The sequence below is a fragment of the Blautia sp. DFI.1.216 genome (assembly GCF_020594215.1).
Classification (GTDB): domain Bacteria; phylum Bacillota; class Clostridia; order Lachnospirales; family Lachnospiraceae; genus Blautia_A; species Blautia_A wexlerae.
The window spans coordinates 1-25,978 of sequence record NZ_JAJDML010000013.1; the positions used below are offsets into that span (position 1 = coordinate 1).

Annotated in this window: 25 protein-coding genes and 2 pseudogenes; 22 read left to right on the forward strand and 5 right to left on the reverse strand. The window is 43.0% G+C overall.

Annotated features, from left to right (window positions below; all coding sequences use genetic code 11):
* The 17 genes from LJE11_RS06880 to fabV form a co-directional block, all read left to right on the forward strand.
* On the forward strand, window positions 1-269 hold a 269-nt coding region (locus LJE11_RS06880), incomplete at its 5' end, for a hypothetical protein (RefSeq protein WP_227295735.1).
* Window positions 270-588: 319 nt separating this feature from the next.
* Complete coding sequence (locus LJE11_RS06885; RefSeq protein ID WP_044952445.1) at window positions 589-2,514, forward strand: DNA gyrase/topoisomerase IV subunit B; 1,926 nt, start codon at window positions 589-591, stop codon at window positions 2,512-2,514.
* A gap of 72 nt (window positions 2,515-2,586) precedes the next feature.
* Complete coding sequence (locus LJE11_RS06890) at window positions 2,587-4,833, forward strand: DNA gyrase/topoisomerase IV subunit A (RefSeq protein WP_227295737.1); 2,247 nt, start codon at window positions 2,587-2,589, stop codon at window positions 4,831-4,833.
* Between the two features lie 151 nt (window positions 4,834-4,984).
* Window positions 4,985-5,449: a ribosome maturation factor RimP gene (gene rimP, locus LJE11_RS06895; protein ID WP_008707593.1), complete on the forward strand. Its 465-nt coding sequence runs from the start codon at window positions 4,985-4,987 to the stop codon at window positions 5,447-5,449.
* A gap of 24 nt (window positions 5,450-5,473) precedes the next feature.
* Window positions 5,474-6,694, forward strand: a complete 1,221-nt coding sequence (nusA, locus tag LJE11_RS06900) for a transcription termination factor NusA (RefSeq protein ID WP_022380143.1) — start codon at window positions 5,474-5,476, stop codon at window positions 6,692-6,694.
* Window positions 6,678-6,953: an RNase P modulator RnpM gene (gene rnpM / locus LJE11_RS06905; RefSeq protein WP_008707588.1), complete on the forward strand. Its 276-nt coding sequence runs from the start codon at window positions 6,678-6,680 to the stop codon at window positions 6,951-6,953. The genes nusA and rnpM overlap by 17 nt, the downstream gene beginning before the upstream one ends.
* Window positions 6,904-7,242, forward strand: a complete 339-nt coding sequence (locus tag LJE11_RS06910) for a L7Ae/L30e/S12e/Gadd45 family ribosomal protein (protein ID WP_008707587.1) — start codon at window positions 6,904-6,906, stop codon at window positions 7,240-7,242. Before rnpM ends, LJE11_RS06910 begins: the two co-directional genes overlap by 50 nt.
* A gap of 3 nt (window positions 7,243-7,245) precedes the next feature.
* Window positions 7,246-10,071 carry a translation initiation factor IF-2 gene (infB, locus tag LJE11_RS06915; protein WP_227295739.1) on the forward strand — a complete coding sequence of 942 codons (2,826 nt, stop codon included), beginning with the start codon at window positions 7,246-7,248 and terminating at the stop codon, window positions 10,069-10,071.
* A 168-nt stretch (window positions 10,072-10,239) separates the two neighbouring features.
* The gene (gene rbfA / locus LJE11_RS06920; protein WP_008707585.1) at window positions 10,240-10,635 is read left to right on the forward strand and encodes a 30S ribosome-binding factor RbfA; all 396 of its coding nucleotides are present in this window, start codon (window positions 10,240-10,242) and stop codon (window positions 10,633-10,635) included.
* 14 nt (window positions 10,636-10,649) lie between these two features.
* A complete protein-coding gene (locus LJE11_RS06925) occupies window positions 10,650-11,612 on the forward strand; it encodes a DHH family phosphoesterase (RefSeq protein WP_008707584.1) in 963 nt (320 codons plus the stop codon).
* On the forward strand, window positions 11,609-12,496 hold the full coding sequence (gene truB, locus LJE11_RS06930) for a tRNA pseudouridine(55) synthase TruB (protein WP_334303273.1): 888 nt from the start codon (window positions 11,609-11,611) through the stop codon (window positions 12,494-12,496). The genes LJE11_RS06925 and truB overlap by 4 nt, the downstream gene beginning before the upstream one ends.
* Window positions 12,497-12,504: 8 nt before the next feature.
* Complete coding sequence (locus tag LJE11_RS06935; RefSeq protein WP_025577184.1) at window positions 12,505-13,401, forward strand: bifunctional riboflavin kinase/FAD synthetase; 897 nt, start codon at window positions 12,505-12,507, stop codon at window positions 13,399-13,401.
* A 141-nt stretch (window positions 13,402-13,542) separates the two neighbouring features.
* A complete protein-coding gene (rpsO, locus tag LJE11_RS06940; protein WP_008707580.1) occupies window positions 13,543-13,809 on the forward strand; it encodes a 30S ribosomal protein S15 in 267 nt (88 codons plus the stop codon).
* Window positions 13,810-14,221: 412 nt separating this feature from the next.
* Window positions 14,222-16,315 carry a polyribonucleotide nucleotidyltransferase gene (locus LJE11_RS06945; protein WP_026648524.1) on the forward strand — a complete coding sequence of 698 codons (2,094 nt, stop codon included), beginning with the start codon at window positions 14,222-14,224 and terminating at the stop codon, window positions 16,313-16,315.
* A gap of 6 nt (window positions 16,316-16,321) precedes the next feature.
* Complete coding sequence (gene nrdG, locus LJE11_RS06950; protein ID WP_008707576.1) at window positions 16,322-16,810, forward strand: anaerobic ribonucleoside-triphosphate reductase activating protein; 489 nt, start codon at window positions 16,322-16,324, stop codon at window positions 16,808-16,810.
* 135 nt (window positions 16,811-16,945) lie between these two features.
* A complete protein-coding gene (locus LJE11_RS06955) occupies window positions 16,946-17,458 on the forward strand; it encodes a deoxyuridine 5'-triphosphate nucleotidohydrolase (RefSeq protein WP_008707572.1) in 513 nt (170 codons plus the stop codon).
* A gap of 311 nt (window positions 17,459-17,769) precedes the next feature.
* Window positions 17,770-18,954, forward strand: a complete 1,185-nt coding sequence (gene fabV / locus LJE11_RS06960; RefSeq protein WP_227295742.1) for an enoyl-ACP reductase FabV — start codon at window positions 17,770-17,772, stop codon at window positions 18,952-18,954.
* 66 nt (window positions 18,955-19,020) lie between these two features.
* Here the strand turns inward: fabV and LJE11_RS06965 are convergent, their stop codons facing one another.
* Window positions 19,021-19,293, reverse strand: a complete 273-nt coding sequence (locus tag LJE11_RS06965) for a DUF6062 family protein (RefSeq protein WP_227295757.1) — start codon at window positions 19,291-19,293, stop codon at window positions 19,021-19,023.
* Window positions 19,290-20,408, reverse strand: coding sequence for an anaerobic sulfatase maturase (locus LJE11_RS06970; RefSeq protein ID WP_227295744.1), 1,119 nt, complete (start codon window positions 20,406-20,408; stop codon window positions 19,290-19,292). The genes LJE11_RS06965 and LJE11_RS06970 overlap by 4 nt, the downstream gene beginning before the upstream one ends.
* Before the next feature lie 163 nt (window positions 20,409-20,571).
* Between LJE11_RS06970 and LJE11_RS20055 the strand changes: the two genes are divergently transcribed.
* Both LJE11_RS20055 and LJE11_RS20060 read left to right on the forward strand, forming a co-directional pair.
* Window positions 20,572-21,072 (forward strand): transposase, encoded by a 501-nt coding sequence (locus LJE11_RS20055; protein WP_044956036.1) that lies wholly within the window; start codon window positions 20,572-20,574, stop codon window positions 21,070-21,072.
* 583 nt (window positions 21,073-21,655) lie between these two features.
* The gene (locus LJE11_RS20060) at window positions 21,656-22,000 is read left to right on the forward strand and encodes a hypothetical protein (RefSeq protein ID WP_331466272.1); all 345 of its coding nucleotides are present in this window, start codon (window positions 21,656-21,658) and stop codon (window positions 21,998-22,000) included.
* Window positions 22,001-22,253: 253 nt separating this feature from the next.
* On the opposite strand, the pseudogene LJE11_RS20285 reads toward LJE11_RS20060, so the two are convergent.
* A pseudogene (locus LJE11_RS20285) lies at window positions 22,254-22,412 on the reverse strand (DUF6783 domain-containing protein).
* On the opposite strand from LJE11_RS20285, the pseudogene LJE11_RS20290 reads away from it, so the two are divergent.
* Window positions 22,350-22,520: pseudogene (locus LJE11_RS20290) on the forward strand (DUF6783 domain-containing protein); the annotation flags it as partial. The pseudogenes LJE11_RS20285 and LJE11_RS20290 sit on opposite strands and share 63 nt — an antisense overlap.
* A 369-nt stretch (window positions 22,521-22,889) precedes the next feature.
* Here the strand turns inward: LJE11_RS20290 and LJE11_RS06980 are convergent.
* Window positions 22,890-23,786 carry a LysR family transcriptional regulator gene (locus tag LJE11_RS06980; RefSeq protein ID WP_026650140.1) on the reverse strand — a complete coding sequence of 299 codons (897 nt, stop codon included), beginning with the start codon at window positions 23,784-23,786 and terminating at the stop codon, window positions 22,890-22,892.
* Window positions 23,787-23,895: 109 nt separating this feature from the next.
* On the opposite strand from LJE11_RS06980, the gene LJE11_RS06985 reads away from it, so the two are divergent.
* Window positions 23,896-24,462, forward strand: a complete 567-nt coding sequence (locus LJE11_RS06985; protein WP_026650139.1) for a chromate transporter — start codon at window positions 23,896-23,898, stop codon at window positions 24,460-24,462.
* A complete protein-coding gene (locus LJE11_RS06990; RefSeq protein WP_227295746.1) occupies window positions 24,459-25,022 on the forward strand; it encodes a chromate transporter in 564 nt (187 codons plus the stop codon). The genes LJE11_RS06985 and LJE11_RS06990 overlap by 4 nt, the downstream gene beginning before the upstream one ends.
* A 59-nt stretch (window positions 25,023-25,081) precedes the next feature.
* Here the strand turns inward: LJE11_RS06990 and LJE11_RS06995 are convergent, their stop codons facing one another.
* Entirely contained in the window at window positions 25,082-25,951 is an 870-nt protein-coding gene (locus LJE11_RS06995) for an AraC family transcriptional regulator (RefSeq protein ID WP_025578269.1), read from the reverse strand.
* Window positions 25,952-25,978 lie beyond the last annotated feature (27 nt).

Sequence of the window (25,978 nt, forward strand, 5' to 3'; positions counted from 1 at the left end):
CTGTGACTGTTACTTACACAAAATGCAAAAATGCCACAGGTTATGAAATCCTGCTGGGAAACAAATACAAAACCTCCGCAGGTGAAAAATATCCGGTTAAGAAATATCTGAAACGTACAGAAGGCAAAAATACCGTAACTGTAACCTTTACAAACGTAAAGAAGGGTACCTGGTATGTGACCATACGGGCATGGAACCAAACATCCAAAGACAAATCCAGAGTTTACAGTCCATACTCCACAATGAAGAAATTTAAGACAAAGAAATAGCTTCTGTTTCTTACAGATATTTCTACTGTAAAGATAATGCCAAACAGCCTTGTAGGCAAATGAAACAGTTGACAGCTGAAAAAACCAATGATAAGATAAATGCACTCAAATTATAACAGAACAGGCTTACAGTCAGAAAAGGATCAGAATTTCGGTTCTGATTATTTTTTGTGTTTTATTCCGTTGACAAGGGAAAGTTCGCACTTGAAAAAGAATAAAAACTGGGTTATAATACGAACAAATGTTTGCAATGCAAAAAATCATTCCCGGATTTACAGTAAGCAATCCGGTTGATAGAAAGAAAGGAAATGTAACAGACATGGCAAAGAAAAACACCTATGATGCAGGGAGCATCTCTGTCCTGGAAGGTCTGGAGGCGGTTCGTAAGCGTCCGGGAATGTACATCGGAAGTGTTTCACGAAAAGGATTAAATCATCTCATTTATGAGATCGTAGATAACGCAGTAGATGAACATCTGGCAGGATACTGCAGTCTGATCCATGTGATTCTGGAGAAGGATGGTTCCTGTACGGTTACGGATAATGGAAGAGGGATTCCGGTAGATATGCATGAGAAAGGAGTGTCGGCAGAGAGACTGGTATTTACAACTCTTCATGCAGGCGGTAAATTTGATAATTCTGCCTATAAGACCAGCGGAGGACTTCATGGAGTAGGTTCTTCGGTTGTGAATGCCCTGTCTACATATCTGGACATTAAGATCAGTCGTGACGGATATGTGCATCATGATCACTATGAACGGGGAATTCCGACCATTGAACTTGAGGAAGGGCTGCTGCCGAAGCTGGGTAAGACCAGACAGACCGGAACAAGTATCAATTTCCTCCCTGACCCGGAGATTTTTGAAAAGACAAGATTTTCTGCAACAGAAGTAAAGAGCAGACTTCATGAGACTGCATATCTGAATCCGGAACTGACTATTCGCTTTGAGGATAAAAGAGGTGCAGAGGTCGAGGATATTACCTATCATGAGCCGGATGGTATCATTGGATTTATCAAAGATCTGAACCACAGCGCGGAAGTCCTGCATGATCCGGTTTACCTGAAAGGGGAAGCAGACGGCATTCAGGTAGAGGTGGCATTTCAGTTTACCAATGAATTTCGTGAGAATGTACTGGGCTTCTGTAATAACATTTACAATGCAGAGGGCGGTACTCATCTGACTGGATTTAAGACTACATTTACCACAGTCATGAATACTTATGCGAGAGAGATTGGCGTTCTTAAAGACAAGGATCCGAACTTCACAGGTGCAGATATCCGTAACGGAATGACAGCAGTTGTTTCCATCAAGCATCCGGAACCGCGTTTCGAGGGACAGACCAAGACAAAGCTGGATAATCAGGATGCATCACGCGCAACCGGAAAGGTTGTAGGAGAGCAGATGGTACTCTATTTTGACAGAAATCTGGAGACTCTTAAGACAATCCTTTCCTGCGCGGAGAAAGCTGCCAAAATCCGCAAGACAGAGGAGAGAGCCAAGACCAATCTTCTGACAAAGCAGAAATATTCCTTTGACTCTAACGGAAAGCTGGCAAACTGTGAAAAAAAGGATCCTTCCCAGTGTGAGATCTTTATCGTAGAGGGAGATTCTGCGGGAGGTTCCGCAAAGACTGCCCGTAATCGTAATTATCAGGCGATCCTTCCTATCAGAGGTAAGATCCTGAATGTGGAGAAGGCTACTATTGATAAGGTGCTTGCCAATGCGGAGATTAAGACCATGATCAATGCATTCGGATGTGGATTCTCCGAAGGATACGGAAATGACTTTGATATTACGAAGCTTCGTTACGACAAGATTGTGATCATGGCTGATGCCGATGTGGATGGGGCGCATATTTCCACACTGCTCCTTACTTTATTCTATCGTTTCATGCCGGATCTGATTACTGAGGGACATGTGTATATTGCCATGCCGCCATTATATAAAGTCATGCCTAAGAAGGGGCAGGAGGAATACCTGTACGATGATAAGGCACTGGAGAGATACAGACGTGCCCATAAGCCGGGAAGCTTTACTCTTCAGAGATATAAAGGTCTGGGCGAGATGGATGCGGAGCAGCTCTGGGAGACGACTCTGAATCCGGAAACTAGAATGATGAAGCGGGTGGAGATTGAAGATGCGAGACTTGCATCAAGCGTGACAGAGATTCTGATGGGAAGCGATGTCCCGCCGAGAAAGAAATTTATCTATGAGCATGCACAGGATGCAGAGCTGGACATCTGATTTCGCCGGAGTGTTATGTGGAAATTAAGACAGATACATGGATATGTGTCTGAGATGGAGGAAAGAAATTAAATGGAAACAAAACAGGAGAATGTGATTCCTACCGACTATGCGGAGGTCATGCAGAAATCCTATATAGATTATGCCATGAGTGTTATTATCTCCAGAGCCCTGCCGGATGTGCGTGACGGATTGAAGCCTGTACAGAGAAGAACCCTGTATGATATGTATGAACTGGGCATCCGTTATGACAGGCCATACAGAAAATGTGCCCGTATCGTAGGGGATACCATGGGTAAATATCACCCCCACGGTGACAGTTCTATCTACGAAGCGCTTGTGGTAATGGCTCAGGATTTTAAGAAAGGCAAAACATTGGTCGACGGACATGGAAACTTCGGTTCCATCGAGGGCGACGGTGCAGCTGCCATGCGATATACAGAAGCCAGACTGGAGAAACTGACACAGGATGTTTTCCTCGAAGATCTGGATAAGAATGTGGTAGATTTTATGCCGAACTTTGATGAGACAGAGAAGGAACCGGTGGTACTTCCTGTCAGAATCCCGAATCTGCTGGTAAACGGAGCAGACGGTATTGCAGTCGGTATGGCAACCAGTATTCCACCTCACAATCTGGGTGAAGTGGTAGATGCTGTAAAAGCATATATGAAGAATAACGACATCAGCGTCAAAGGGCTGATGCGCTATCTCAAGGGACCGGACTTTCCGACAGGTGGTCTGGTAGTAAATAAAGATGACCTGCTCAGGATTTATGAGACAGGAACAGGGAAGCTCCGTGTCAGAGGTAAGGTGGAGACAGTGAAGCTCAAAGGCGGCAGACAGCAGCTTGTGATCACGGAGATTCCTTACACAATGATCGGTGCAAATATCGGAAAATTCCTGAATGATATTGCGTCTCTTGTGGAAAACAAGAAGGCAACAGATATCGTGGATATTTCCAACCAGTCTTCCAAAGAGGGAATCCGTATTGTTCTTGACCTGAAGCGTGACGCAGATGTAGAGAATCTTACAAATATGCTCTATAAGAAGACAAAGCTGGAAGATACTTTTGGCGTGAATATGCTGGCAGTTGCGGATGGCAGACCGGAGACTCTGAGTCTGAAGCAGGTGATCGAGCATCACGTAGATTTCGTATTCGATGTCACGACCAGAAAGTACACCACACTTCTGAATAAAGAGCAGGAGAAGAAAGAAATCCAGGAAGGTCTGATCAAGGCATGTGATGTGATCGACCTGATCATCGAGATCCTGCGAGGAAGCAAGAACAGAGAACAGGTAAAGAAATGCCTGGTTGACGGTGTGACAGAAGGAATCAGGTTCAAGAGCAAATCAAGCGAGAAAGCTGCGCAGAAGCTGCATTTCTCAGAAAAACAGGCAGCTGCGATCTTGGATATGCGTCTGTACAAACTGATCGGTCTGGAGATCGAGGCACTTCAGGCAGACTATGCAGAAACAATGAAGAACATTTCCGTTTATGAAGATATCCTGAATAATTATGATTCCATGGCAGAAGTGATTATGAAAGAACTGGATCAGATCAAGAAAGAATACGGTACGAAACGCCGCACAGTGATCGAGAATGCAGAAGAAGTTGTCTATGAGGAAAAGAAGATGGAAGAAATGGAAGTCACATTCCTTATGGACCGCTTCGGATATATGCGGACCATTGATAAGTCTGCATATGAGAGAAATAAAGAAGCTGCCAATGCAGAGAACAAATATGTGTTTAACTGTATGAATACAGATAAGATCTGTATCTTTACAGATAATGGAAAGATGCACAGTATCAAGGTGGCAGATATTCCGCTGGTTCGTTTCAGGGATAAGGGGACACCGGCAGATAATCTGAGCAATTATGACAGTGCACAGGAACGTATGCTCTATGTAGCACCACTGGCATCTGTAAAAGAAAATACACTTCTGTTTGTCACTGCTGCATCCATGTGCAAGCTGGTGAGTGGTGCAGAGTTTGATGTGGCGAAGAGAACGATCGTGTCTACGAAACTTGCTGAAGAGGATTCTCTGATTTTTGTGGGTTCTGCGGATGAAATGGAACAGGTGGTATTCCAGAGTGAAGGCGGATATTTCTTAAGATTTCAGAAACAGGATATTTCTGCTATGAAGAAAACATCTATCGGGGTGCGTGGAATGAAACTGGCAGAAGGAGATAAGCTGGATCATGCATATCTTCTGGAAAGCCGCCAGGAATATACCATTACTTACCATGATAAACCCTATATTCTCAACAGGATAAAACTGTCCAAACGGGACAGTAAAGGAATAAAACCACGTATATAAAACCAACAAATCCGCTAAAATCAAGGTTTTTGCAGGAAAAGCCTTGCAATTGCCGGAAATTGGTGTTACAATACATCTAAATTAGAACTTGTTGACAAAGGAGTGGGCGTGAGCCCACTCTTATTTGTTGCATGGAAAGGCAGGTGGGAAAATGAGCAGACGGGAAGAGTATGAAAAGCGCGCAGAGGAACTTCTGGCACCGATCGTAGAACTTAACGGCTTTGAACTGGTTGATGTAGAATATGTGAAGGAAGCAGGTAACTGGTATCTGAGAGGATACATTGACAAACCAGGCGGAATTACAGTAAATGACTGCGAGACAGTCAGCAGAGCATTCAGTGACAAACTGGATGAGAATGATTTTATTGAAGACAGTTATATCATGGAGATCAGTTCACCGGGACTGGACAGACCGCTGAAGAAAGACAAAGACTTTGAGAGAAACATGGGAAAACTGGTGGAAATCCGTACCTATCGGCCAATCGAGAAGCAAAAAGAGTTCTGCGGGATTTTGACCGCATATGATAGTAACAGTGTGACAATCGATGAGGATGGAACCGAGCGTGTTTTTGATAAGAAAGACACAGCCCTGATACGCCTCGCAATAGAGTTTTAGTTAATTCGGGAGGATAAGAAAAAAATGAGCAGAGAGTTAAAGGAGGCACTGGATATCCTTGAAAAGGAAAAGAGTATCAGCAAAGATACTCTGCTTGAGGCAATTGAGCAGTCTCTGATCCAGGCCTGCAAAAACCATTTTGGAAAAGCTGACAATGTACATGTAACTATTAATCCGGAAACCTGCGATTTTTCAGTGTATGCAGACAGAAGTATCGTAGAATACGTAGAGGATCCTGCAATGGAGATTTCTCTGGCAGATGCTTTGAAGATCACATCAAGAGCTGAGATCGGAGGCATGATACAGGTTCCGATCCAGTCTAAGGAATTCGGACGTATTGCGACACAGAATGCAAAGAACGTTATCCTGCAGAAAATCCGTGAGGAAGAACGTAAAGTGCTGTATGATGAATATTATGGAAAAGAGAAAGAAGTAGTAACCGGTATTGTACAGCGTGTGATGGGTAAGAATGTAAGCATCAATCTTGGTAAGGCAGATGCAGTATTAAGTGAGAATGAACAGGTGAAAGGGGAAACCTTCCAGCCGACAGAGAGAATTAAGGTGTATATTCTTGAAGTCAAGGATACCCCGAAGGGACCTCGTATTCTGGTATCCAGAACTCATCCGGGACTTGTGAAACGTCTCTTTGAGTCAGAAGTTGCAGAAGTAAAAGACGGAACTGTTGAGATCAAGAGCATCGCACGTGAGGCCGGTTCCCGTACAAAGATCGCTGTATGGAGCAACGATCCGGATGTAGATGCAGTTGGTGCATGCGTAGGTATGAACGGCGCACGTGTCAATGCAGTAGTTGAGGAACTTCGCGGTGAGAAGATCGATATCATCAACTGGGATGAGAATCCTGCAATCCTGATCGAGAATGCATTGAGCCCTGCAAAGGTTATCGCAGTTATGGCAGATCCTGATGAGAAGACAGCTCTGGTAGTTGTTCCTGATTATCAGCTGTCCCTTGCAATCGGTAAAGAAGGTCAGAATGCACGTCTTGCTGCAAGACTTACAGGATTTAAGATTGACATCAAGAGTGAGACTCAGGCAAAAGAAGCCGGTGATTTCTATGATTATGATGATGACGAGACTGCAGAAGATGCAGCTGAGGCATCAGCAGAGGAAACTTCAGCAGAAGATTCCCTGACAGAAGAAACCGAAGCAGAAGAAGTTTCAGAGGAAGTTCCTGTAGAAGAAGAGCCACAGGCTCAGGAAGCAGGAGAGAATGAAGACGAAGAATAAGATTCCCATGCGCCAGTGTACCGGCTGCAGGGAAATGAAAAGCAAGAAAGAGATGCTCAGAGTTCTTAAGACTACAGAAGATGAAATCGTGCTTGATACTACTGGTAAGAAAAACGGCAGAGGCGCATATCTGTGTCTTTCCAGAGAATGTCTGGATAAAGCGATTAAAAATCATGGACTTGAGCGTTCACTGAAAACTGCGGTTCCGGATGAGGTATACGAACGACTTAAGAAGGAGCTGGAAGATATTGAAAAATAACAGAGTACTGTCGCTGATAGGGCTGGCTACCAAAGCAGGCAAGACCGTAAGCGGAGAATTTTCCACAGAGAAATCTGTAAAGACCGGAAAAGGACTGCTTGTGATCGTTGCTGAGGATGCCTCCGAGAATACAAAGAAGAAATTCAGGAATATGTGCAGTTTTTATGAAGTTCCGATTTTCTTCTTCTCAGATAAAGAGAGCTTAGGCAGAGCAATGGGAAAGGAGTACCGCGCCTGTCTGGCTGTCCAGGATGAGAACTTTGCGAAAGCAATCATGAAGGAGGTATAGCGATTGTCAAAATTAAGAGTACATGAGCTGGCCAGAGAGCTTGGACGACAGAACAGAGAAGTGATCGAGTTTCTGAAATCAAAAGGCGTTGATGTGAGAAGCCATATGAGTATGGTGGATGAGCCTGCGGTTTCGGAAGTAAAGAATAGATTCAGAAAAGACAATAATAACAGGGGAAAGGAGCATATTGCGAAATTGGAGACTCCCAAGACAGAAGAAAAGGTTGTAACAGCAAAATCAGAAGGAGATAAAACTGAAACACCTAAAAAGAAAAAAAATATTATCCGCGTTTTTCATGCACAGAATGCAAGTGACGGAGGAAAAACAAGAAAGAAACCTGTGAAAGCTGAAGGCGAGAGAACAGGTTCACCAAGAAATGCAGAAGGAAGAAATTCCGACAGTTCAAGAACAGACGGTGACAGACCAAGAAGAAATAATAATGACCGCCCAGGTACAGGCAACAGAAGACCGGACGGACAGAACCGTCAGGGAAGACCTCAGGGTGAAGGAAGATCCCAGGGAGGACGTTTTGGCCAGGGAAGAAACCAGGGCGAAGGAAACCGTCAGGGAAGACCTCAGGGCGAGGGAAGATCCCAGGGAGATAACCGCCAGGGAGGACGTTTCGGACAGGGAAGATCCCAGGGCGATGGTCAGGGCCGTTCGGGCGGAAGATTCCAGGGCGATGGAAATCGTCAGGGAGGACGTTTCGGACAGGGAAGACCACAGGGAGATGGAAACCGTCAGGGAGGAAGACCGCAGGGCAATGGCCAGGGTCGTCCGGACGGAAACAGAAGTGAAGGACGTGACGGACGCTTCGGCGGCAGTCAGGGACGTCAGGGACAGCGCCAGAATACAAGAAAGAATGACGATATGGCATTTGCACCGGAACTGACAAAGACTTCCAAAGACAGCAAGAGAGAAAGAGACAGAGAGAACAAAAACAAGAAAAAAGATTTTGATAAGACACAGAGTGGCGGACGCAGACCAAACCAGGGTGGATTCAATAAGAATTCCAGAATCCCGAAAGCTCTGCAGAAACCGGCTCCGCAGCCAAAACAGGAAGAGAAGAAACCTGAGGTTAAGGAAATCACACTTCCGGAGAAGATGACGATCCGCGAACTGGCAGAAGCTATGAAAATGCAGCCGTCAGTAATTGTGAAGAAGCTCTTTATGCAGGGTATGATGGTTACCGTAAACCATGAGATCGATTTTGAGAAAGCTCAGGAGATTGCTCTGGAATATGATATCATCGCAGAACCGGAAGAGAAGGTAGACGTTATCGAAGAACTCCTCAAAGAGGATGAAGAAGACGAAAAAGATATGGTTTCAAGACCACCTGTAGTCTGTGTTATGGGGCACGTTGACCATGGTAAAACATCTCTTCTGGATGCAATCCGTAAGACAAATGTAACACGTGGAGAAGCCGGCGGTATCACACAGCATATCGGTGCTTCTGTAGTAGAGGTTGGCGGACAGAAGATCACATTCCTGGATACACCTGGACATGAAGCTTTCACAGCTATGCGTATGCGTGGTGCAAACTCCACAGATATTGCAGTTCTGGTTGTAGCAGCTGATGATGGTGTGATGCCTCAGACAGTAGAGGCTATCAGCCATGCGAAGGCGGCAGGCGTTGAGATCATAGTTGCAATCAACAAGATTGATAAGCCAAGTGCTAATATTGAGCGTGTAAAACAGGAACTTTCTGAATATGAACTGATTCCGGAAGACTGGGGCGGAAGTACGATTTTTGTTCCTGTATCCGCACATACAGGAGAGGGAATCGATACTCTTCTTGAGATGATCCTTCTTACAGCCGAGGTATGTGAATTAAAGGCAAATCCGAACCGTTCCGCAAGAGGTCTTGTAATCGAGGCTCAGCTTGATAAAGGTAAAGGTCCGGTTGCCACGATCCTTGTCCAGAAAGGTACTCTTCATGTGGGAGACTTTATTGCAGCAGGAGCATGCAATGGTAAGGTTCGTGCCATGATGGATGATAAGGGACGCAGGATTAAAGAAGCAGGTCCTTCTACTCCTGTAGAAATCCTGGGACTTGGTGATGTGCCGAATGCAGGTGAAATTCTTCTTGCATTTGACAGTGATAAGGAAGCCAAGAACTTTGCAGGTGCATTTGTATCTGAGAACAAGAACCGTCTTCTTGAGGAGACTAAGGGCAAATTATCTCTGGATAATCTCTTTGATCAGATTCAGGCAAGCGATCTGAAGGAACTTCCGCTCATTGTCAAAGCAGATGTACAGGGATCTGTGGAAGCTGTAAAACAGAGTCTGACCAAACTTTCCAACGAAGAAGTGGTTGTAAAGGTGATCCATGGCGGTGTTGGTGCGATCAATGAGTCTGACGTAAGTCTTGCGGCTACATCAAATGCGATCATTATCGGCTTTAATGTCCGTCCGGATGCAACCGCAAAACAGCTTGCTGAGCAGGAAGGTGTAGATCTTCGTCTGTATAGAGTTATTTATCAGGCAATCGAAGATGTAGAAGCTGCCATGAAGGGTATGCTTGATCCTATATTTGAGGAGAAAGTTATCGGTCATGCGGAAGTGCGTCAGCTGTTCAAGGCATCCGGTATTGGTACGATTGCAGGAAGCTATATTCTGGATGGTATCTTCCAGAGAAACTGCAAGGTTCGTATTTCCAGAGAAGGCGAGCAGATATTTGAAGGTGAGCTTGCATCCCTGAAGAGATTCAAAGACGATGTTAAGGAAGTTAAGGCAGGATACGAATGTGGCCTTGTATTTGACGGATTTAACGATGTGAAAGAGGAAGATAAAGTAGAAGCTTATATCATGGTAGAAGTACCGAGATAGTAATGGTTTATAAAGGTAGGGTGCGCGATTCATAGTGTCAGGTACAGTGTGGTGCGCACCTTGACTTGATTGTGGTAATTCAGAAAATAATGTGATCAGGATAGTCGATGATCCGGATTGCTCACAGTATTTGACAGAATTGCCGGATATATAGGAGTAAAACTTAAAATGAGAAAAAACAGTATTAAGAATACCCGGATCAATGGGGAAGTCCAGAAGGAACTCAGCACCATTATCCGCAACGAGATCAAGGACCCGCGTATTCATCCGATGACTTCTGTCATGGCTGTAGAAGTGGCTCCTGACCTGAAAACCTGCAGAGCATATATCAGTGTGCTGGGTGAAAAAGAAGCAAAGGAAGCGACGATCAAAGGTCTGAACAGTGCAGAAGGCTACATCAGACGCCAGCTGGCGCGTAATTTAAACCTGAGAAATACACCGGAGATCCGTTTTATTCTGGACGAATCTATTGAGTATGGTGTAAATATGTCAAAGCTTATTGATGATGTTACCAAGAAAGACAGCAACTCCCACAGACAGGATGAGGAGCAGGATGAGAATTAAAAGAGGATGAGAACATGGAAAATATTGCGGAAATACTGGAAGGTGTGAAAACAATGGGAATCGGCGGACATATCCGTCCGGATGGTGACTGCGTTGGTTCCTGTATGGCGTTATATTTATATGTAAAAACCTATTATCCGGAAATTCAGGCAGATGTGTACCTGGATAATCCCAAACCTGTTTTCGGACATATTGACTGTATGGATGAGATTAAAACAGAGCTGGACGGTGACAAAGAGTATGACCTTTTTGTTACCTGTGATGTAAGTGCAAGAGACAGACTTGCCATTGCAGGTCCATACTTTGACACTGCAAAAAGAACAGCATGTATTGATCATCATATCAGTAACTCCGGATTTGCACAGGTGAATCATATCAGGGGAGAGGTAAGCTCTGCCTGTGAAGTTCTCTATGGGCTTTTTGATCCTGAGAAAGTGGTCCGTACCATTGCAGTGCCGATCTATACGGGAATGGTTCATGACACAGGGGTATTTCAGTACTCTTCAACTTCACCGGAGACCATGCGTATTGCCGGGGAACTGATGAAGACAGGATTCAATTTCAGTAAGATCATTGACGAATCTTTCTATCAGAAAACTTATGTGCAGAATCAGGTAATGGGGCGTGTTCTTGCAGAAAGTATCCTGCTTCTGGATGGAAAATGTATTATCGGATATCTTAAAAAAAGAGACATGGAGTTCTATGGTGTGGATGGCAAGGATCTGGACGGTATCGTCAGTCAGCTTCGTCTTACAGCGGGAGTGGAAGTTGCCATGTTTATCTATGAAGTGGAAACTCAGTCTTTCAAAGTTTCCCTGCGTTCCAACGGAAATGTGGATGTAAGCAAGATTGCAGTATATTTTGGCGGCGGCGGTCATATGAGAGCAGCAGGATGTGATCTTCAGGGTTCTGTGTATGATGTGATCAACAATGTGACAGAACAGATCTGCAAACAGTTTCAGGAGCAGGAAGTCTGATGGATGGAGTAATTGTAATCCGTAAGGAGAAAGGATTCACTTCCCATGATGTGGTGGCAAAGCTTCGGGGAATCCTTCATATGAAGAAAATCGGACATACCGGAACTCTTGATCCGGATGCAGAAGGAGTGCTCCCGGTGGCTCTGGGAAAAGCAACCCGTCTGGTGGATATGATCACAGATAAAGAGAAAACCTATGAGGCAGTGATGCGTCTGGGTGTTGTTACGGATACCCAGGATATGAGCGGAACTGTTCTCTCACAGACTACAGAGCTTTCCGTTACAGAAGAAGAGCTTTGCACAGTGGTCAGTTCTTTTGTGGGAGACTATATGCAGGTGCCGCCAATGTATTCAGCACTGAAGGTCAATGGAAAGAAACTCTATGAACTTGCCAGAGAGGGCAAGACTGTGGAGCGTAAACCAAGACCTGTACATTTTTATGAGATAGAAATTCTGGATATCAGTTTTCCGCTGGTGCGTTTTCGTGTGACCTGCAGCAAGGGAACCTATATCCGTACTCTGTGCCATGATATAGGGGAAAAGCTGGGCTGTGGAGCTTCCATGGAAAGTCTTTTGCGGACAAAGGTGGGCAGATTTACACTGGATGATGCCATTACCCTGGCGCAGACAGAAGAGGCAGTGCAGAAAGGAACCATAGAGAGTAAAATCCTCGGTATTGAGGAGATTCTTGCAGAGTATCCAAGGGTATGCTGTACAAAAGAAGGGGACAGACTTCTGGCTAATGGAAATCCTCTTGTACAGGCACTGGTCGATGCACAGGAGAAAAACGGATGGATCCGTATGTGCAGCAGTGAAGGCAGTTTTGCCGGAGTTTACCAGTGGGACGAGAAAAGAAACAGGTATTTCCCTGTAAAAATGTTTTAGGAGACATGATGGAATATTTAAGGATTGAGAATGATTTTCCCAGAATTTCACACAGTGCGGTAACACTTGGGAAGTTTGACGGCATACACCGCGGACATCAGAAACTGGTTGAGAAAATTATTGAGCAGAAACAGGAAGGTGCACAGGCGGTTGTACTTGCGCTTGGAACTGCCTCAAGAACAATCCTCACAAAGGAAGAGAGATGTCGTATATTGGAAGAAATGGGAGTGGATATACTGTTGGAATGTCCGCTCACAGAGAAAATACGGCACATGAAAGCAGAGAATTTTATAAAAGAAATACTGATAGGAGATCTGCAGGTTTCCTATGTGGCAGTTGGAGAGGATTTCCGTTTTGGCTATGAGCGGAAAGGAACTCCTGCCATGCTCAAAGAGTTCGGAAAGAAATATGGATTTCATACGGAAGTCCTGCCAAAAGAAATGGACGGACGCCGTAAGATTAGTAGTACCTTTGTCAGGGAAGAACTGAACAGAGGAAATATGGAAAAATTCCGTTTCCTTATGGGAACAGATTTCTCAGTAGAAGGAATCGTTGAACATGGACGTGGAATGGGACATAAATATCTGCTTCCGACCACCAACCTGATCCCTCCGGTAGAGAAACTGATGCCTCCAAACGGGGTTTATATCACAGTATCCCATTTCAGAGACAGAAGTTATCAGGGAATTACCAATGTAGGTCATAAGCCTACTGTTGGCGGCGAGAAGTTTATTGGTGTGGAAACATATCTGTTTGACTGCAATGAAGATCTGTATGGGGAATACTGCAAGGTGGATTTCAAAAAATTCCTCAGACCTGAACAGAAGTTTTCTTCGCTGGAGGCACTGAAGGCACAGCTGGAGAGGGATGCTGTGAAGGGACAGGAATATTTTGAAACTTTGTAAAAAAGAGGTTTACACGCCAGAATCAATGTGCTATACTAACCAAGGTGAATTTAGCCCATGTTCAGGGACCGGACACTCCGACCATCTCTTAATGTGTGGCGGTCAATCAATAATAATTATAGAATACAGGAGGAAATCACAATGATTTCAAAAGAAAAGAAAGCAGCGATCATGAAAGAATATGCAAGAACTGAAGGCGATACAGGATCACCGGAAGTACAGGTAGCAGTTCTTACAGCAAGAATTCAGGAACTTACAGAGCATTTACAGAGCAACCATAAAGATCATCACTCCAGACGTGGTCTTCTGAAAATGGTAGGTCAGAGACGTGGACTGTTAGCTTACCTGAAGAAAACAGACATCGAAAGATACCGTGCACTGATTGAAAAATTAGGCTTAAGAAAATAATAGCCTTTTAGTATGCGGAAGGGGGCGGATTTCCATCCGCCTCCCTTTTTATGTATATGGCAGTTCTGTAAAATATGGTGTTTTTCAGGATTGCGGTGGCTTGTTGTTTCGACTGCATCTGCATATTCAGAAGCTGCGAAACATGACAGGAGTTATTTCCGAGACTACTGAAAAGATTATTTTGTATATGAAAGTAACAAAACAGGCAGATATATTTGCCTGAAAAGTAGTTTTTTCAGTTGTTTCGGACTCCTGTTTTAATGTGACAATTTCATAAAAAGTCTGAACGTTGATGGACAAGATTGTCAGCAGACGGAACAGACAAATTTGAAAAGAATAAAGTAGTTACCGGACATGCAGTGAACGGTAACAGAAAATGACAACAGAATTATGAAAAAAGGAGAATGAACATATGTACAAAAGTTATTCCATGGAATTAGCCGGAAGAACCTTGACAGTAGATATCAACCGCGTTGCAAAACAGGCAAACGGTGCAGCATTAATGCACTATGGTGATACTACAGTTTTATCTACAGCAACAGCATCCAAAGAGCCAAGAGAAGGAATTGATTTCTTCCCGTTAAGCGTTGAATATGAAGAGAAAATGTATGCAGTAGGCAAAATCCCAGGAGGATTTAACAAGAGGGAAGGAAAAGCAAGCGAGCATGCAATCCTTACTTCCCGCGTGATCGACAGACCAATGCGTCCTCTGTTTCCGAAGGACTACAGAAACGACGTAACACTGGTAAACATGGTTATGTCTGTTGATCCTGAGTGTAATCCGGAGATTCCGGCTATGCTTGGTTCCTCTATTGCAACCTGCATTTCCGATATTCCGTTTGATGGTCCGTGTGCTACCACACAGGTTGGTCTGATCAATGGTGAATATATCATCAACCCTACCATGGCACAGAAAGATGTATCTGACCTTCAGCTTACAGTAGCTTCCACAAGAGAGAAAGTAATCATGATCGAAGCCGGCGCAAAAGAAGTTCCGGAAGACAAGATGATCGAAGCTATCTATAAAGCTCATGAAGTAAACCAGGAGATCATCAAATTTATCGATAAGATCGTAGAAGAATGCGGAAAACCGAAACACAGCTACGAATCATGTGCAGTTCCGGAAGAACTCTTCGCAGCGATCAAAGAGGTCGTACCTCCGGCAGAAATGGAAGTTGCCGTATTCTCTGACGATAAACAGACAAGAGAAGAAAATATCCGTCAGGTAACAGAGAAACTGAAAGAAGCTTTTGCCGACAAGGAAGAGTGGCTTGCAGTTCTGGGCGAGGCTGTATATCAGTACCAGAAGAAGACTGTCCGCAAGATGATCTTAAAAGACCACAAACGTCCTGATGGTCGTGCCATTACTCAGATCCGTCCTCTGGCAGCAGAGACAGATATTATCCCGAGAGTACATGGTTCTGCTATGTTCACACGTGGACAGACACAGATCTGTACCATCACAACTCTGGCTCCTCTTGCAGAAGCACAGAAGCTTGACGGACTTGACGAATTTGAAACTTCAAAGAGATATATGCATCACTACAATTTCCCGTCCTATTCTGTAGGTGAGACAAAACCATCCAGAGGACCGGGACGTCGTGAGATCGGACATGGTGCACTTGCTGAAAGAGCATTAGTTCCTGTACTTCCAAGCGAAGAGGAATTCCCATATGCGATCCGTACTGTATCTGAGACATTTGAATCCAATGGTTCTACTTCTCAGGCAAGTATCTGTGCATCCACAATGTCTCTGATGGCAGCCGGTGTACCGATCAAAAAACCGGTAGCAGGTATTTCCTGTGGTCTGGTAACAGGCGATACAGATGATGATTACATCGTTCTGACAGATATCCAGGGACTTGAAGACTTCTTCGGAGATATGGACTTCAAGGTAGCCGGAACTCATGACGGTATCACAGCAATCCAGATGGATATCAAGATCCATGGACTGACAAGACCGATCGTGGAAGAAGCAATCAGACGTACAAAAGAAGCAAGAGAATATATCCTGACAGAAGTTATGGAGAAATGCATCGCAGCTCCACGTACAGCTGTAGGCGAATATGCTCCGAAGATCATCCAGATCCAGATCGATCCTCAGAAGATCGGTGATGTTGTAGGTCAGAGAGGAAAGACTATCAATACGATCATCGAGCGTACAGGTGTTAAGATCGATATCACAGACGAAGGTGCGGTATCTATCTGTGGAGTTGATCAGAAGAGCATGGATGAGGCAGCTAACATGGTTAAGATCATTGCAACTGATTTTGAAGCAGGACAGATCTTTACAGGTAAAGTTGTCAGCATCAAAGAGTTTGGTGCATTCGTTGAATTTGCACCGGGTAAAGAGGGAATGGTACACATTTCCAAGATCTGTAAAGAAAGAATCAATCGTGTTGAGGATGTTCTCACACTTGGTGATAAAGTTAAGGTTATCTGCCTTGGCAAAGACAAGATGGGAAGAATCAGCTTCAGCATGAAGGATGTACCGGAAGAAGCGTAAAAAATTATGAGATATCACAATATTACCAAGGACGATATGCTTAATGGCGACGGACTTCGTGTAGTGCTCTGGGTGGCAGGATGCAATCACTGCTGTCCGGAGTGCCAGAATCCTGTCACCTGGGATCCAAACGGCGGACTGCCTTTCGGTGAGGCAGAACGCAAGGAGATTTTTGCGGAACTGGATAAGGATTATGTGAGCGGAATTACCTTTTCAGGTGGAGATCCACTGCACCCGGCAAATATCACTGAGGTAACAGCCTTTGCGAAGGAGATCAGAAAGAGATATCCTGGTAAAACAATCTGGCTTTATACAGGTTTCCTCTGGGAGGAGATCTGCAAAGAAGAGATTGTGCGTTATCTGGATGTCTGCGTAGACGGTGAATTTGAGGTGGACAAGAAAGAACTTTCCCTTAAATGGAAAGGTTCCAGCAATCAGAGAGTGATCGATGTTCCCAAAACTCTTCATGAAGGAAAAGTCGTATTGCATAAATAAGAAATATACAGGCAGTTCAAGTATGCGTCAGGTGTACCTGAACTGCTTTTTTACTGAATCAGTCAAATATTCAGCTATGAGTGTACTGCGAAGCAAGAGTGTCAGCTTTGCATGACCAGACAGGAGGAAAAACAGATGAAACGAATCGCAAAATTTCATAAAGTAAGCAAAGAACGCTTCACAGCAGACTGGATTGATACCTTCGCACAGTCTCAGGAAGAAGCAGAGAAAGTATACGAGGCTATCCGTCTGCCGAAGAGAGCGACAGCAGGAAGTGCCGGCTATGACTTCTTTGCACCGGCAGAATTTACTCTGAAGCCAGGCGAAACAGTAAAGATCCCGACAGGAATCCGGGTAGAAATGCAGCCGGAATGGGTGCTGAAATGTTATCCGAGAAGCGGACTGGGATTTAAATACCGTCTTCAGCTTAACAACACAGTTGGTATCATTGACAGTGATTATTTCTATTCAGATAACGAAGGCCACATTTTTTCAAAGATCACAAATGATTCCAATGAAAACAAAACTCTGACAATTCCGGCAGATACAGGATTCATGCAGGGAATCTTTGTAGAGTACGGAATCACGGTAGATGATGATGCTACAGAAATCCGCAATGGTGGATTTGGAAGTACTACTGCGAAATAGTGGGTAAAAGTAATGTAATGTTCGGGCGGAGCATATTTCACAAAGTTTATAGATGAAATCAGAGCCAGAATGTAAAAAAAGTAGAACATAGGGAAGAATCTGAGATTTTTACTTTACGTTCTGCTTTTTCTTTGCTATAATATTTTGAGATTCAAAATATTTGCAATACATACAATTTAAACGAATCAAGTAAGGTCCTGCTTCAATTGCGAAAAGCAATAAGCAGTGGGTGGGGTCGTATATTCGCAGTATATCAGAAGCAGCTTTAATAGAAAATATCAGGCAAAGGAATAAATTCAGGGAGAAAAGTTATGATCATTGAGCCAAAAGTAAGAGAATATATCTGTACAACCGCACATCCGCAGGGATGTGCAGAGAGTGTGCGCAATCAGGCAGATTACGCCTGTAAGCAGGGAATTGTAAATGGAACAAAGAAAGCTCTGATTATTGGATGTTCTACAGGATACGGTCTGGCATCCCGTATCTGTGCACTGGAAAACTGTGGTGCCGATACTCTTGGAATCATGTTTGAACGTCAGGCAAATGGCAGAAGGACAGCTACACCCGGATGGTATAATACAGCAGAGTTTCACAGACTGGCTTCCGGGAAAGGTGTTTATGCAAAGACCATTAACGGAGATGCTTTTTCAAAGGAAATCAAGGAGAAGGCGATTGAACTGATCAAAAAGGATCTTGGAAAAGTGGACCTGGTAGTCTACAGCCTGGCAGCACCGAGACGTACAGATGCAGAAGGAAAGACCTGGTCTTCCTGTCTGAAAACTACAGATGAGCCATTTACAGAGAAGAGTCTGGATCTGAGAAATAATGAGATCACAGAGAAAACAGTGGAACCTGCTACAGAGGAAGAAGTTTTAAGTACTGTAAAGGTTATGGGCGGTGAAGACTGGGCAGACTGGATCGATGCGTTGAAAGCGGCAGATGTACTGACTGAGAATGCAGTGACTGTAGCATATTCCTACATCGGACCGGAACTGACTTATCCAATCTACTATCATGGAACCATTGGAACTGCCAAACAGCACTTACAGAAAACAATGTCAGAGATTAATCAGGCACATCCGGATGTCTGTGCGGTAATATCAGTAAATAAAGGCCTTGTAACTCAGGCAAGTGCAGCAATTCCAGTTGTGCCGCTGTATTTTGCAATTCTCTATAAAGTAATGAAGAAAGCCGGAAATCATGAAAACTGCATTCAGCAGATTGCCAGACTATTTACACAGAAACTCTACACACCAACAGGCTTCCAGACAGATGAGAATGGTTTCATTCGTATGGATGATTACGAACTGACGCCGGAGATTCAGGAAGAAGTAAAAAAATGCTGGAAAGCTGTTACTACAGACACTGTAAAGGAATATTGCGATATTGATGGTTACTGGGAAGATTTCTATCATATGTTTGGATTCCGATATGAAGATATCGACTATACTCAGGATGTGGATGCTGATATAGAAATTGATGGAGTTGTAATGTAATAAAAAATTCTCTCTTAACAAATGATCATGAAGTATATTGGTTCATAAATGTTAAGAGAGAATTTTTTATTTTGCCTTATGCACCGGATCTGCCGGGTATCCGCTGCGAAGTTTCTGCATTCCACGCTGGAGCGCATCTTTGGAGTTTTTCCAGTCAGCATCCTTATTTCTGTAATCAAACTTATCTGACAGCCATACCAGATCTTCTTCCATACGCTGGAAGTTTTCATCCATCAGCCTGAACATGGCAGGATAAAACTCAGCTTTTTCTTTATCGTTCAGATACTTATCTGCGCCGTCGCACAGAATCCCGAAGTGATGCAGACAACAGTTTCTCAGCTTTTGGACAGGCTTTTCCCAATTTCTATGATCTGCTCATAGCACTGCCTGAAAAACATCCGATATCCTTCACAGAAATAGTTTTTATAAAACCCAGTATCAGGTTGAAAATCCCGATTGCGCTGGCAACCTCCCCGGCAGAGCCGGAAATACTTACAGAAGCGGCACTCTTCATCCAATTTCCGGGATTGCTCGATGAACTGAATCTCGCTCCTTCTCTGGTTAATGTCATCCAGGCGATCTGTGTTAAAATTTCCTAAACGGTACTCATCCATCATATAAAAATCGCATGGATACACACTTCCGTCTGCTTCTACCACATTCTGGATTCCACAGACTCCTCTCTGTTCACAGGATTCCGCCATGTATCCTGCCGCAAGACCGACATAATTTTCAAACTGCCGGATAAAAGGCTGCTTTCCGCGCCTCAAATCCTTGTACCACAGCCGGAATAAATCTGTCAGAAACCGTCCATATACTTCTGGTGAAAGGGAATACGGGTTTTTCCCATGTTCTTCTCCAAAGGGATCCAGACAGGCAATATATTGTTGATAATACCATCCCCTCCTTTGATAAGTGCCATATATTTCCCGAATATTCTCCGCGATTTTTGGCGTGACAACGGTTAAGATATTATAATCCACCCCATACTCATCCAACAGCATTGCCGTCTGATTGACACGGGCAAAGGTGCCGCTCCCAGAATGTGTGTGCCGCATAGAGTTATGGATTTCTTCCGTTCCGTCCACCGACAGACCAATCAGGAAATGATTTTCTTTGAAAAACTGGCACCATTCTTCTGTAATTGCATAGCCATTGGTCTGAAACGCATTCTGCACCCGTACATGATTTCTGTTGTATTGGTTCTGAAATTCAATTACTTTTTTAAAAAAACCAACTCCGCGCAGGGTTGGCTCACCGCCTTGATAAGTGTAGCTTATCATGCCCTCTGCATGCAACATTGTTTTCCGTATTATGTTTTTCAGCGTTTTCTCACTCATGTACCCGAAAGATTCTTGTGTACGTTTCTGTGCTTCATCACAGTAGAAACAATAGTCACAAGACATGTTACACATGCTGGAAGATGGTTTCATTAAAACACTTATTGCCGGCATTTTATCTCTCCTTTATCTATAATTACTTAGGTGTTTTATAAACACCATCAACCCTTTGATTTTATTGGGCTTTCTCACTTGATTTATATAAATTTTCTCTCCTCCAGTGGTAAAATATAGGTAATGACACCAATATATTTGCACACCAGAGAGGAGAAAAATTATGGCTACTAAATACCACCAGATTTCTTTAAGCGACATTTTTTCAGACTGTCAAAACTCATTCATTGATGAGTCCCCTTCTTTCTTTTCACTTCTGTCGGAACACTTCGACTTAAATGAATTTATTCCTCCAGAATTCCCTACAGCTTTTTATCTTTCTATCGGTCGAAAACGTTTGTATCCATTACAGGGGTTTCTTATCGCTTTCATTCTTCAAAAGATTTTTTCCATCCCTACGGATTCCCTGCTTTTGCTTTTTTTGCATCTCAGCAAAGAATTAAAAGAGTTCTGGGGTTTCACTAAGGTTCAGGATGCTTCTTTGATGTCTTGCTTTAAGCATGATTTTGAGCCTTACATTGAACTTATGTTTCAACGCATGGCTGATTACACCGAACCCATTTGTCAGCTGATCGATTCTTCTCTTTCTCAGATGCTCACTTTGATACATCTGGGATTGAACTTTATGTTACCCAAAATAATCCCAAGACTCTCAATGCTTTGATCAAGAAGCTTAAAGTATTCTATAAAGACAAGCCTGACATCGATCCTTATAAGATGGCTTACGGACTAATACCTTCACAGGCTGTTTCCTGCACTGATGCCAAACAGATGTATATCAATGGACATTTCTGTTATGCCGATAAATTTGCTATTCTTACAAACGGTTTAGGAATCGTAAGGCACATCTCTTTTATTGATGACAATGACTTTAAAGCTTCTCGCCCTGAACTTAATGCATAAAAGAAAACAGATTCTCCTGATGAAAATAAATCAGTCGGGGATGCTTCAGCTCTTGTTTCTGTTCTCAGCGACTACTTTTCACTCCATCCTGATTTTCATCCGGATACTTTTCTGGGTGATTCTGCTTTCAATGCTGCCGAACTATATGGAAAGTTATTCCATGACTTTCATTTTTCCCGGACTCTGATTCCTTATAACCTCAGAAATGAAAGTTCCCTTAAAAAGTTGGGTACAATGCTTATGGCTATCCAACCTGCCTCAATGACCCTTCTCTTTCCATGAAATACTGTGGAATTACAAAGGAAAAAGGACGGACTCACCGTATCAAATGGATCTGTCCCAAAATGAACTACCATAAAGGCTGGATCTGTGATTGCGATAAACCTTGCAGCTCTGCCAAAAGGGGCAGGACAACTTACACCTACGAAAATATGGATTTACGAATATTTCCCGGAGTCCAACGTGATTCTGATGAATGGAATGATACTTATAAAGTAAGGACCATTGTAGAACGAGCTATCAATCATTTCAAAATCAATATGTGTATTGCCGGAAGAAAAACCAGAAGTCATATCTCCACAAAAGCTGACGTTTTTCTCGCTGGTATTGCCAGCCAGTTAACCGTAATTGTTGCATATGCAATAAATTGTCCACAATACATTCGAAGCTTGAAACCTTTAGTTGCCTGAAAAAATATTCAATTGTCATAATTCTTATTTGGGCTTATTAAAGTACGTACGCCCAAAATCTGATGTTCTATGTCAATTCAGAAACAATTCTGAATATTAACCTTTTTTCTCTCCTTATATAGGGGATAGTTGTCCACAATAATTAATAAAATCATTTATCAATTACCTACTATAATTACTCTGTTTGTTTTTCCCCCAGTGTACAAAAGGAAACGCGCCACCGAAGGTATCTATGATTGTTCCATATGTAGAATCATAGCACATTTTCTTTTTCAGTTCTAGAGCGTGTTTGAAAAATCATTCCCGCAATCTGCACGCCCCACTTTGCGGGATATTTCACCCAAATTCAGTTGCCGTAGCCCACTACGGCGCTCTCGTCCGGGCAAAATATCCCACAAATTGTGACACACATCTTGCAGAAAGCCTTTTTCAGACACGCTCTAGTACAGCTTTCCTCTTTACTGTGACCTCGGCATTCGTATCTCTACTACAGTGCCCTGACGGATATTGTACACGGTAAAGGCTCTTGTGATGCCTGATTCTTCCCTGTTTATTGTCCCCTCCAGCTTGTTCACAAGCAACTTATCATCCACAATTAATATACGAATGTCCACGGTTATCACTCTCCTGTAGTTTCGACTATCTCTTTTATTCTTTGTCTTATTTTATGGAATTATGTCAGTCTTCACTGCGGGTATTCATACCGAAACCAAAGCCGCAAGTATTTTCATATACTTAACATACGTAAAACTATCTGTCTATTTAAAACCTGACTTATCATTATCAATTATACGTCATGCCATACATTTACATCGTTTATACATAACAGTTTTACAACAAAGGATGCTGTGCCCTTCTTAGTATCCTCTGGTAAGATTATGCGGCACAATCATACTTCCGCAGATTCATAACCTTTTCCATATTTTCGGCATAAATCAATAAAGGACTTCATTTGTTCTGTGAAATATTTCCGCTTATAATAAATCACATTCAGATTTCTTTTTAGCGGTTTTTTGAATGGTAACAGACATACATGATTCTCTTCCATATCTTTTTTCACTAAAAGGTAAGGAAGTACGGCAACGCCAAGACCGACAGACACCGCTTTTACAATAGCCTGTGTACTTGTGCTCTCCCAGACAGGATGAACTGTCATATTTTTCAGTTCAAAACCGGCATCTAGGATTTCCCGTCCCGCACTTCCTTTTTCCCGCATGAGAAAAGGATACGCTGACAATTCTTCCAAAGTAACCCATTTTTTATCAGCTAATGGATGCGTAATAGGAACAATCGCACATAAATGGTCTGTCATAAATGGAATTGCCATGATATCAGCGTATTCGGGCTGGTTTTCAATCAAAGCAATGTCAATCTTATTCTCTAAAACAAGTTGTTCAATAGCAGCAGACTGTTTGATGATAACAGTAATTTTCAGCATTGGATAAATTTCCTGATATTGTTTAAGCATTAGTGGGAGAATATGAGTGCCAATCGTAATGCTTGCACCGATACGGAGTGTTCCGCAATGATCCCAATTTTTAATTTTCTGTTCCATTTCATCAAACAACTCTATAATATGCAGTGCATATCTGTAAAGTTCATTCCCCGCTTCGGTCGGACTGATGTGCCGCCCAATCCGCTCAAAGAAACGGGTCCCGTAATATTCCTCCATCTCTTTTATGGCAAGGCTGACGGACGGCTGAGCGAGATGCAGATCATCAGCAGCCTTTGTAATGCTGTTGTGTTCATATACAGAGACGAATATTTTCATATATCTGAGCGTCATAATATCCTTTCTTCCAATCCATAATAAAATAGTTATCTATTTCATAGAATAATAATATTTTACATATGTGTCAAGAGCGGATATACTGGTATGCGAAGGAGGAAAAATCATGGAAAATAAAAAGAACGTATTATGGAAGCTATTTATATCAACTTTATATTTAAGTGCCTTTACATTTGGCGGCGGATATGTAATTGTTACATTGATGAAAAAAAAATTTGTGGATGATTATCACTGGATTGGAGAGAATGAGATGTTGGATTTGGTTGCAATCGCGCAGTCATCGCCGGGACCAATCGCAGTAAATGGCGCAATTGTAGTTGGGTATAAGCTTGCCGGAATGCCTGGAGTACTGGTGGCAATCATTGGAACAATTATTCCACCGTTTTTGATTATATCTGTGATTTCGGCTTGTTACAATGCTTTCCGCAGCAATTATTTTGTGAGCCAGATGTTGGAAGGTATGCAGGCTGGCGTTGGCGCGGTTATCGCATCTGTGACTTATGAAATGGGAGCCGGTATCGTTCAGGATAAGAATGGCATATCCATAGTAATCATGGTTGGTGCATTTATTTCCTCCTGTATCTTTGAAGTAAATGTAGTCTATGTTGTTATCGTTTGCGGACTGATCGGAGTAATCCGGACATGTATTGCAAAGAGGAGGAAGAATAAATGATTTATCTGCAATTGTTTTTGAGTTTTTTACAGATTGGTTTATTCAGTTTTGGCGGCGGATATGCGGCAATGCCCTTGATTCAGGGGCAGGTGGTTACAGCACATGGGTGGCTCAGCATGTCTGAATTTACAGATCTTATCACCATTTCCCAGATGACACCAGGTCCGATTGCAGTCAATTCAGCAACTTTCGTTGGAATTAAGATTGCCGGGATTCCGGGAGCTTTGATTGCGACTCTTGGATGCATTTTGCCATCTTGCATCATTGTTACGGTGATTGCAAAGTTATATCTGAGATATAGAGAGCTGGATATGCTACAGGGAATCCTGAATTCTCTGAGGCCTGCTGTTGTTGCGATGATTGCATCTGCCGGAATTTCCATTTTGATTACAGCATTTTGGGGAAGTTCCGCATCAATTGCATTGGCAGGAACGAAATGGAGCCTTGTAGTGATATTTGCCATCTGTGTCGTATTACTTCAGAAAGTGAAAATGAACCCTGTCTGGGTTATGGTGGCGGCAGGAGTTATGAAAGTGGCAGTATCATTCCTTGGAGGATGATACCCCACAGCCGACAGCGGGCATCACGGTTTCCTGTCCACTAAGGGGAAATAAATCCATTATTTATCAGGCCACCACTTTGGAGTATTGGATGTAAGCAGAGACTGCTGGAATTCTTTAGGAGGAATTCCGGCAGTCTTTTTGAATACCCGGCTAAAATAAAGCGGATCGGAGAAACCCACCATGGATGCAATATCTGACAGTTTCATCGCATTTGTTGCAATTAGCTCCTTTGCTTTTTCTACCCGAAGTTCATTTAGATAACGCATCGGTGCAACCCCAATACGTTTCTTGAATATGTGGGAAAAATACCCAACACTTAACTTGCAATATTCTGCCATTGATGCAACATTCCAGTTATCTTTATACCGTTGATTAAGCTGCATGATCAGCCGGTCAATAGAGAAGTCATTTCCTAACGGAGAGAGAATCTGTTGATGGTAACGCGCGATGACGGCAAGTATTTGTAAAAAATTACATAGAACAACATCCTCAAAAAATGGTTTTTTCAATTGCAGCTCAATAATCGTTTCCTGAAAAAGAGTCTTTAACATAGTATGCTCCCCGATATAACAGTTATGTAGATTGTATTTCTCTATTATATTTTTACAGTTATTTCCGGTGAAATGAATCCAATAGATTTCAGGGTGTTCATTTGCATAATAGGAATAGATCTGAGGCTCTTTCGGACGGAAAAGAAGAATATTTCCGGCGCCTAATACTTTTCGTTCATTATTCAGCCAATAGTGACCGGCACCTTTGTAGACATAAATAAGCTGATAATCAACGCGGCCGGCGAAACGGTTCTGAGAATAATCTTTTGTTTTAAAAACCTGCATGCCGCAGCAGTTGACGGATAATGAAACAGAGTCATCAGCAAACCCGGTTACACGTCTTTCATTTCTTAAGTGCCCGGATACATTAATCATAAAAACACCCTCTTCCCTTTAGTCAGA